Source organism: Actinoplanes solisilvae (genome assembly GCF_003999975.1).
GTDB lineage: Bacteria > Actinomycetota > Actinomycetes > Mycobacteriales > Micromonosporaceae > Actinoplanes > Actinoplanes solisilvae.
The window spans coordinates 1-8,627 of record NZ_RJAC01000062.1 but is presented as its reverse complement, the minus strand read 5'-3'; the positions used below and the strand labels follow the sequence as shown (position 1 = coordinate 8,627).

General features: G+C 68.5%; 6 protein-coding genes. 4 read left to right on the top strand and 2 right to left on the bottom strand.

Features of this window, described 5'->3' with window-relative positions; genetic code table 11:
• Positions 1–371: 371 nt before the first annotated feature.
• Positions 372–851, top strand: a complete 480-nt coding sequence (locus tag EER30_RS46465; protein WP_127509711.1) for a universal stress protein — start codon at positions 372–374, stop codon at positions 849–851.
• Between the two features lie 169 nt (positions 852–1,020).
• On the top strand, positions 1,021–2,019 hold the full coding sequence (locus EER30_RS46460) for a zinc-binding alcohol dehydrogenase family protein (protein WP_127509709.1): 999 nt from the start codon (positions 1,021–1,023) through the stop codon (positions 2,017–2,019).
• A 122-nt stretch (positions 2,020–2,141) separates the two neighbouring features.
• On the opposite strand, the gene EER30_RS46455 is transcribed toward EER30_RS46460, so the two are convergent.
• Positions 2,142–2,834, bottom strand: a complete 693-nt coding sequence (locus EER30_RS46455; RefSeq protein WP_127509706.1) for an SDR family oxidoreductase — start codon at positions 2,832–2,834, stop codon at positions 2,142–2,144.
• Positions 2,835–3,038: 204 nt separating this feature from the next.
• Between EER30_RS46455 and EER30_RS46450 the strand changes: the two genes are divergently transcribed.
• Entirely contained in the window at positions 3,039–3,764 is a 726-nt protein-coding gene (locus EER30_RS46450; protein ID WP_127509703.1) for a hypothetical protein, read from the top strand.
• A gap of 362 nt (positions 3,765–4,126) precedes the next feature.
• Here EER30_RS46450 and EER30_RS46445 read toward each other — a convergent pair whose 3' ends face one another.
• On the bottom strand, positions 4,127–4,615 hold the full coding sequence (locus EER30_RS46445) for a winged helix-turn-helix transcriptional regulator (RefSeq protein WP_205650731.1): 489 nt from the start codon (positions 4,613–4,615) through the stop codon (positions 4,127–4,129).
• 207 nt (positions 4,616–4,822) lie between these two features.
• On the opposite strand from EER30_RS46445, the gene EER30_RS46440 reads away from it, so the two are divergent.
• Positions 4,823–8,545, top strand: coding sequence for an NACHT domain-containing protein (locus EER30_RS46440; RefSeq protein ID WP_127509699.1), 3,723 nt, complete (start codon positions 4,823–4,825; stop codon positions 8,543–8,545).
• The last annotated feature ends 82 nt before the right edge of the window (positions 8,546–8,627 follow it).

Genomic DNA, 8,627 nt, shown 5'->3' with positions numbered 1-8,627 from the left:
GATACGCAACACGGCAAGCGCCCGCGCGGCGGTCCTGGTCAGCATGGAGCCGGGCGCCTCGACCTTCTCGAGGTGAGCGGCGGTTCCCCGGCCGATGGTGGTCATGATGTCCTCCCAGAACTCGATGTCGTTACCAGTGACATTGCCCGATGTCCTGTCGTGTCTCCTGAGGACAAGGGCCTGATCTTCGCGGACGAAGGTCCCGGTTCTGCGGCCGCGACGACCAGGTCCTGGTGCCGACCGGGCGGCGGAGAACTCGACGGTCCCGACCCGGACACCGGTGACCTTCGGCCCTGTTACGCGCGCCGATCGGCCCCGGCAGCGAACGGCCGGACGGAGAGACGGTGGAAGGGAACTGTGAAGGAGGAGAGATGTCGACAGCCACCATGCCGCAGCCGCCGGCAACCGGGCCGGTTCTGGTCGCTGTGGACGACGACGACAACGCCGAGTCGCTGCTGCTTCGCGGTCGCGAGGAAGCCGGCCGGCTCGGCGTCCCGATGCGGGTCACCTACGTCTGGTCGCATTGCCGGCCCCCCGCATGCACCCACCATCGGCGTTGCCATCGCAACCTCGGCGAGGCGAGCCGGCTGCTGAACACCCTCGTCGACGAGCATCTCACCGAGGAGGATTTGCCACCGGTCGAACGGGACGTGCTGCACGACGAGGATCCGGCCGGTGCGCTCCTCGAACTCAGCAGCGGGGCTTCCCTGCTGGTCATCGGGTCGGCCAGCGAAACCCACGGGCCGGACGACGCACTGGGCGACACCTGCCGCGCCCTGGTGGGCCGCACCCGCTGCCCCGTGGCCGTTGTGCGCCGCCGGCACCTGGCCGCCACCCGTGTCGGCTGGTGACGCCCTTGGACCCGCAAGTACGGGTCGGACGTCCCTGCCGCCGCGATCACGGCCGCCTTAAGCGTCGCCGGCAGGGGGAGGTTCCGCCTCCCCCGGCGAAAGGAGGCAAGCCGCCGCTGAACGGGTCGCCTTCCACACCATCTTCCCGCTGAATCACAAGGAGAAAATCATGTACGGCTGGCAGGTCACCACTCCCGGGCACAACATGCGTCAGGCTCTTCGCCGCACGGCGATGGTGGTGCCCCGTCCCGGGCCGGGTGAACTGCTCGTCGCGGTGGACGCGTGCGGTGTCTGCCGCACCGACCTGCACGTCGCCTCGGGTGAGCTGCCACCGCACCGGCCGGCCGTGGTACCCGGCCACGAGATCGTGGGCCACGTGCTCGAGCTGGGTGAGGGCGCCGAGGGCTTCCGGCTGGGCGACCGCGTCGGCATCGCCTGGCTGCGCGAGACCTGCGGGCAGTGCCGCTTCTGCCTGCGCGGCGCCGAGAACCTGTGCCCCGGGTCCCGCTACACCGGCTGGGACGCCGATGGCGGGTATGCCGACTATGCGACTGTCCGCGCCGATTACGCGTACGTCCTGCCCGACGGCTACTCCAACGCTGAGCTGGCGCCGCTGCTGTGCGCCGGCATCATCGGCTATCGGGCTCTGCGACTGTCCGAGCTGCCGCCCGGCGGGCGCCTCGGCATCTACGGCTTCGGCGCCTCAGCCCACCTCACCGCTCAGATCGCCCTCGCCGAGGGTGCCACGGTGCATGTGCTGACCTGGTCCGAGCGGGCCCGGAAGCTGGCGCTCGAACTGGGCGCCGCGTCGGCCGGGAGGGCGTACGACCGTCCGCCCGAGCCGCTGGACGCGGCGATTCTGTTCACCCCGGCCGGTGATCTGGTTCCGGTCGCGCTGCGGGCCCTCGACCGCGGCGGCACGCTGGCCGTGGCCGGCATCTATCTGAGCGACATCCCGTCGCTGGACTACGAACGCGACCTCTTCCAGGAGCGCACCGTCCGCAGCGTCACCGCGAACACCCGGGCCGACGGCCACGACCTGCTGACCTTCGCCGCCAAGCACCGGCTGACCGTCGCCGTCTCCCCTTACCCGATGGCGCGGGCCGCCGACGCACTGGCCGACCTGGCCGCGGACCGGGTGAACGGCGCCGCCGTACTCCTGCCCTGACTCCGGTGGATCGGAACATCAGGTTCTGGTATCCGCCGGGGTGGAGGAACAGGATTTGCGGCCGCACGCAAAAGCCGTCGGGCCTGCGAGGGCGGCGGGCGCGGAGCCCGACGGCACCCTTCCTAGAGCTCCAGATCCTCGGGCGCACCAGAGAGGGCGACCTTCGCTCTGCGCGTCACTTCGTCGACCAGGACCTCGGACGCTTCGGCCTCGATGCCGTCGGCCACCGCCTGGGCCACCTCCTGAGTGCTGATCTTGGGGATGCTGGAAACGTGCCTGGTCATGTCGGTGTCGACATAGCCGACGTGGACGCCGATCACATTGGTTCCCTGACCGCGCAGCTCCTTGCGAAGAGAGTTCGTCACGCTCCACAGCGCCGCCTTGGATGCGCCGTAAGCGCCGGCGCCGGAGAGCCAGGACAACGCCGAGAGCGTGTTCACCAGCGTGCCGCCACCGTTGGCCTTCAGCACGGGAGCGAACGCCCGGGCAACTTCGATCGCTCCGAACACATTGGTCTCGAAGACGGTACGAGTGTGGTCGAGATCGGTGGTGGTGAGGGGTTGCGCGCCGCCCACGCCGGCGTTGTTGACGACGATGCTCACGTCGTCGGCGAGCTTGGCGGCGCCGGCCGCGGCACCCGGATCCGTCACGTCCAAGGGCACGGGGACCAGTCGCGGGTCCGCCTCGGGTCGGGGATCGCGGGCGGAGACGTACACCTTGGTCGCGCCACGACGGAGCAACTCCTCGGCGATGGCGCGACCGATGCCACGCTGGCCGCCGGAGACGAAAGCTGTCGATCCGTTGATGTTTCTCATGGGAGCCTCCAGGCCTGACTTTGGTATTCAATGGCCAGACGGTAACAGGCTGGCTTTGCTAAATCAAAGTCAGGTGTGGCCGAGCGGGTCGGCTTCGGGGCACCGCACGTCACACCTCCAGCCTGACTTCGCTAGAGCATAGCCAGCGAGGTAGATTCGTTCCTTGAGGTCGACACCTCCTGGACACGAAAGGCAGGACACGCCATGAGCGATCTGCTCGACATGGTTCTCCGGGCGCACGGCGGGGCTCAGCGGTGGCAGCGGGCCACGGCGATCCGAGCGAACGCGCAGGTGGGGGGCTTGGCCCTACCCACCCGCGGACAGGGTGACACTTTCGCGGACGCCCATCTCGCACTGGACGTTCAACGACAGCACGTTACTTTTGCGAACTTCACCGGACCGGGCCGGCTCGGCATGTATACCCCGCACCAGGTCGCCATCCAGGACGCGGACGGCACCGTGCGGGGGCGGCGCGACGAACCTCGCGCCTCGTTCGAAGGCCTGGGCCCGAAGAGCACCTGGGACCAGTTGCAAGCCCTCTACTTCGGCGGCTACGCCCTGTGGAACTATCTCACCGCGCCTTACCTGCTGACCTTCCCCGGTGTTCAGACCGAAGAGGTGGAGCCCTGGAGCGAGAAGGGAGAACAGTGGCGCAGGCTGCGCGTCACCTTCCCCGCCGACATCGCGACCCACAGCACCGAGCAGACGTTCTACTACGACGAATCCGGCCTGCTTCGCCGCCACGACTACCGCGTGGACATCCAGGGCAGGTCACCGGCGCTGGCCGCTCACTACACCGAGGCGCACCGGACGGTCTCGGGTCTCGTGTTCCCCACGCACCGCTTCGTGGTACCCGTCGCCGAGGACAACACGTCGCTCCCCGGCCCCGTCATCCTCGCCATCGACCTGCCCGAGATCAGCGTCGCCTGACCAGGGCCACACCGCTTTCAGGGCATGATCGACCGGCTCGATGGCGGTTCGCTGTGGAGCGCGACCGCCGCTTTCTGCCGATAGCGTCTCCTGGGGCCGCACCGCGGGCTCGATGACAAGCGCAAGCTCGCCGCGACCGTGAACAAGCTCGTCGTCGAGGCGCCCGGTATCTCCCCCCGACGACATCTTCTTCGCCATCATCCCGACACCGAGGGAGAACTACTCGTTCGGCCGGGGCGAGCTGCGATTAGCGGACTGAACCGCAGGTGAGGGGCGCTGAGAGCCGAGCCGGCCACGGCTGCTGTCAGTCGCCGCGGCGTCCCACCGCCGCGGAATCGCCGACACGCCGAACCGGACCGTCCTCAGCCGGCCGGCTCGTTCATGATCAATCCGGGACCGGGTTGAATCTCGAGTTCGCCCAGTGCTACATCATGGCCCTCGTCACAGCGCAACCGCACGCGTACGGGCGATCCGCAGTCGCGATGGACCGTTCGCAGAGGGGGTCCGTCGGAGCCGGCCGCCCAGGTGTCGCCCCACTCCCGCAAGGCGGCGATCACCGGGAAGAGCGCCCGCCCCTTGGCGGTCGGCCGGTACTCGTATCGCGTCCGTTGCCCAGGCTCCTGGTACGGGACCCGCTCGAGCAGCCCGTCGGCGGTCAACTCCCGCAGCCGCGCGGCCGCCGCGGCCTCACCGAGGCTCGCCCGGCGCACGAAGTCGTCGAAGCGGCGAGTTCCGAAGAAGGCCTCCCGCATGACGACCATCGCCGAGCGGGTGCCGACGATCTCGAACGCCCGGACGATCGAGCAATTCTCCATGGACCACGCGTCTCGGTCCTCCAGCAGGTCTGCCACGGCTCAAGGATAGTTGGCTTTCGTCGAACCTAGCCAGCCAGAAAGGCCGCGGTACTGTCGGCCGGCCGCGGCGCCGTCCTGGCGAACTCCTCGATCAGCACACGGATTCCTGGCCGCCGGCGCCCGATGGAAGACTCGGTGCGTGAATCGTGATCATCGCGATCACGTCACCCTCGACCACGGAGAGCGCTGGTCTAGTATCCGAGTGTGAGCGACTCAATGTCGTGGATGGAAATTGGTGACAAGCTCGCATCGATCGTTGGTGCGGCGATAGCCGTTCGCGTATTCATTCTCGACCGCCGGTCCAAAGCCGCCGAGCATCCGCACTCCGTCAGATATCGGGTCAGCATCGCCATGGTGATCGCTCTCGGAGTGCTTGCCTTCGGTTTCTTCTTTGTGCCTGGTCTGCCCGCAGCGCTGAAGACCACGGCGGCGTGGGCGTTCCCGGCGCTCGGCATCGCAACGCTGATCATCGCGTTCAGAAACAGGCCGCCGACGCTGAGCCGGCCGCCCGAGCTGGGCCGGTTGGCCGTCGCACAGCAGGCGGAGGTGGTCCATCGCTACCAGTTCACGGGCTTCCACGCCCCGCCGTTGTCCGAGATCCGGGTCCGCGAGCGAATCTCGACCGCAACCACACCTGATGATGACCGGCGGATCCTGGTCAGCGCCGATGACCTGCTGGCGCGGCACGCGCACGCGCTGATCCTCGGCAGCGCCGGATCGGGCAAGTCCACCGTGGTCGCGGTGATGGTCCGGGAGGCGGCACGGCGGGCATCGGCCGGGCACTCGCGACAGATGGCCGTGGCCTGCCTGGCCACCGACCTGATCGACCTGCATCTGGCGGACGCGCTTGCCACCGCGACTCTCCGCGATCACGGCGTGCACATCTCCGCAGCGATGTTCGACCGCCCACCCATGCCGGGGGGCACTTGGCAGGTGTTCGTCGACGGTGTGGACGAGGTGATCGAGAGCAGCGCCCGGGACCGAATTTTGTGGCGCCTGCACGGACTTCTCGGCAATGAAGTCAGGATCCACCGGATCATCGTCACCTCCCGTCCGCTGCCCGCCACCGAGCTGACGGATCTGCAGCGACCCGGCGTCGAAGAATACGAGTTACGCCCGTTCGGCAGCGCCGACCTCAACCAGTTCGCCCAGCGTTGGTTCGCCGCCCGTTTGCCCAGCGACCCGGCCGAGGCGAACCGCAAGACCACTCTATTCCTGAACCGTCTCGCAGGAGCGCGATTGGGTCCCGTGGTCCGGGTACCACTGCTGGCCATGCTCGCCGCCATGGTCTTCGAGCAAGCCGACAGCCAGGCATTGCCGACCACCCGGACGCAGCTCTACGAATGCTTCGTGGACCGCCTGATGAACGGCCGCCACGAACTGTCCCTCGCGCGTGGCGCCCTCGTCACGGCCTTGAAATCCCGTGGCCTGGCCGGGAACAAGGTGGTCGATTGGTTCGACGCCGACTTCGACCAGATCGTCGGCCGGCTCCTGGAAGCCCTGGGCGCGGCCACGTTCGACGACCCGGCGGCCAACCTGCTCACCGTCGCCCTCGATTGGCTCGACAGTCACGCGCCCCACCCGCTGACCACGCTGCTGCCGGGAGCCAGGCAGGACGTTGAGGGCATCCTCCGCGCGACCGGGCTGCTGTCTCCGCGTCAGGGCCGGCTGTCCTTCTCCCACCAGAGCTTCGCCGACTTCTTCGCCGGCCGTGCCACCGCCCACAGCTTTGACGCCGCCACGTGGTACGCCCTCGCCGCCGACCCCGCAGCTCGCAGCCGAGCCGCCTTCGCCGCCGCCTGGCAGCCCGCGTCCGATCATCTGGTGCAGACCCTCCTCGACGATCATGAAGACGCCGTTGCAGCCGGCGACATGATCACCGGCGGGGTGCCGGTCGAGGACCACACCCGGCAGCGGGTCGTGACCGTCCTGGTCGAACGGCTCAACCAGGACGTGCCAGCGGCAGCCGAATGTGTGCGGGTACTCCGCGAGTTGTGCGCCGACCTGGATGCGCTGGCACAGGTCACTGAGTTGGCGAACGACACCGGAAACAGGTTCTGGGTGCGGGCGATGCTGGGAGAGGCGATCATCGACGTCGACCGGGCCGCCGGAGTAAGCGTGCTCCGCCACGTCAGGTCGGCCGCGCCCTCGGACGTTCAGGGTTGGGTGACCACTGTGCTCGCCGAACGCGGGATTGCCGCTGAAGCCACTCGCGAGGCGATGGACGCACCGGACGCCCGGGCTCAACGGCCCCTCGGCCGGATCGGCCGGCTGGCATTCGCCCGCCGGGCCGGCGATCCGAGAGCGGGCTACCAGCAGCGACTGGCGGCGGCGACCCGGCTCTGCGCCGACGGGGACGCCGAGCCGCTACGAGCACTCCTCGACGAGCCCGAAACGGACCTCCTAGTGCGTCTTCGAGCCGCGGTCGTCTTCGCCGACCACGGCGACAACGCGCCCCTGCGAGCGCTGGCCCGCGGCGCCAATCTGCTGAACGGTCTCAGCTCGACCCCTTGGCTGCGTTTCCTCGCGATCGGCGAACTCATCCGCCGCGACCCCCGTGGCACCGGCGAGCTCCTGCACAAGCTGATCACCGACTCCGGCCAAGTGCCACTCACCTACGGCGTAGCAGTCCTGCTCGCCCGGTCCGGCGACCCGGAAACTCTGGAACGGATGACCTTCGAATCGGTGGCCGAGTCTTCCTGGATACAGTCTCCGGCCGTCCCGCTTGTTCTCGGCATTGCCGCGGCCGAGGCACTCGCCAGGCGCGGCGATCCCGGCAGCCTCCGACGGGCGCTCTCGCGACAACCGGTACCCGCCGTGCGAACGCTGCTGCTGGCGGGGCTGGTCCGGCTCGGCGACGATCACGCGGACAAACCGCTCCACGATCTCCTTCGGTCCAGGAGCCGATCCTGGCAGCATCGGGTCCACCCATGGGAGCGGCGACTGGACCTGCGCGGCCTGCTCGCCCGGCGCGGCGACGGTGAATCCCTTCGGTGGTTGCACCGACGCGTCCATCCATTCATGGCGCCGAAGCGACGCCTGGCCGTCGCTTCCACCCTGCGCCGAGTCGACGAGCCGGCCGGCGCCGAAGCCTTGCGCCGGATCGCCGCCGGCCGGTGGCAGCCACCCCGCGTTCGAGTATTGGCAACGGAACGCCTCTGCGCCGGCCCGGAAGAAGCCAGGGCGGCGCTCCACACCCTGCGGGGTTCGACCCAGACCAGGCTCGCAGCCGCCATCCGGCTGGCCCGAGTCCATCGGGACTACCAACTCGCCAATTCGATGCTCGATGACCCGGCGACCGCGACCCGCCACCGCAAGTACATCGTCGCCATCCTTACCGACGGCCTCAGCGAATCATGGCACGACAAAGAGAGGGCACTGCTCGATCACGGCGAATGGAAGCGATTCGGCCGACCGGACTCGCTCACGCCAGGCTTCCCGTTCCCGGCCCGACCCCGGCACCCACTCGTACGAATCACCCAATTCCAACGCCTTGCCGCGGACAAAAACACCCCTAGCGGTCTACGCATCACTGCGGCCGCCGCGCTCCTGCCCACCGCCGCCGGAATCGATGCCCTCAGCTCGCTGGCGCGCGAACCTGATCTTCACGCGCGACACCGCCGCAAAGCGATTATCGCCATCGCGGCATGGGACCCCGGAGCCGCGCGCCCCCTCGTCGCCGAAGCTGTTCACAACCAGTGGCTGCCACGCACCCCGACATGGCAGTTGCTGATAGCGCTCCTCGACCTTCCCCAGCGAGGAGAGGACGGCGTGCTGGACTCACCCGAGTTCGACACCATCGCCCGACAAATCTTGATGCTCCTCGACGGTGCGCCGATCACCCAGCCCTTCCATCTCACACACCTGATTCGTCAGCGGCCCACACTAGACCTGGACTTCGCACATGGTGTTGGACTGCCGTTATAGCCAGCGGGGTCGGGTGGGGTCGACTTTGAGGTGGGTGAGGAGTTGGGCTTGGAGCCATCCGGGGGTGGGGATTTTGGGTGGT

Excerpts from the sequence above, each read along its gene's own strand:
- EER30_RS46460 (WP_127509709.1), top strand. The coding sequence starts at position 1,021 with ATGTACGGCTGGCAGGTCACCACTCCCGGGCACAACATGCGTCAGGCT.
- EER30_RS46450 (WP_127509703.1), top strand. The coding sequence starts at position 3,039 with ATGAGCGATCTGCTCGACATGGTTCTCCGGGCGCACGGCGGGGCTCAG.
- EER30_RS46465 (WP_127509711.1), top strand. The coding sequence starts at position 372 with ATGTCGACAGCCACCATGCCGCAGCCGCCGGCAACCGGGCCGGTTCTG.
- EER30_RS46455 (WP_127509706.1), bottom strand. The coding sequence starts at position 2,834 with ATGAGAAACATCAACGGATCGACAGCTTTCGTCTCCGGCGGCCAGCGT.